Origin of the sequence: Candidatus Accumulibacter vicinus (assembly GCF_000584955.1) — a bacterium.
Lineage (GTDB): Bacteria > Pseudomonadota > Gammaproteobacteria > Burkholderiales > Rhodocyclaceae > Accumulibacter > Accumulibacter vicinus.
On the sequence record NZ_JDSS02000022.1, the window covers coordinates 29,278 to 29,985 of the forward strand.

Sequence of the window (708 nt, forward strand, 5' to 3'; positions counted from 1 at the left end):
AGTGCAGACACGATGGCACAGCCGGTATAGGTCGAGAGACAGACGACGACGACGAGTCTCCGGGCATTAGTTATGAGAAACAGGTTGCGGAATTGACAGATCAGATAGTTGGCCTAAAGGGATTAGTGCTACATCGACGGAAGGTGTATACGGGAAGAGACAGCCGCCATGAGATCGATATTTCGTTCGAGTATAGGGCGGGCAGTGTGGCGCTCCTATTCGTCGTAGAGTGTAAGGATTGGAGTAGATCAGTACAAAAGAGGGACGTGCAGGCCTTCCTCCATGTCATCCGTGACATCGGCGCGCACAAGGGCATCATGGTGAGCAGAAGGGGTTATCAGGAGGGTGCCATCTCGGTGGCACGTGCGAACGGCATTGCCTTGCTTGTGGTCGCAGAGAAAGGTGACTCCATTGACGTCATACATTCCATTGTTCCCTCCTGGGCTCGCTTCAACATCGGTCTTGAAGAAGCACATATCGACCTGAGCTCGTACCCAGTGGGTTACAGAGGGGCCGTAGAGTTCATCCCGGTGGAGTACGTCTGTGAAAGATCAGTCGCACTAGAGTTTGACCGGATTCCCACTTGGGAGGTAGATCGCTCATCGGTGCCGACATTGCATGCACTCATCGTTGACGCCATAGATCCAGAGGCCAATGTACTGAGACCAAAGTTCCATGGGTGAAAGGTTCGTATCAGAAGCGCACCTA

1 protein-coding gene is annotated in these 708 nt (G+C 53.0%); it reads left to right on the forward strand.

The features are described from left to right. On the forward strand, positions 1-683 hold a 683-nt coding region (locus CAPSK01_RS22635; RefSeq protein ID WP_273703482.1), incomplete at its 5' end, for a restriction endonuclease. Positions 684-708: the final 25 nt, after the last annotated feature.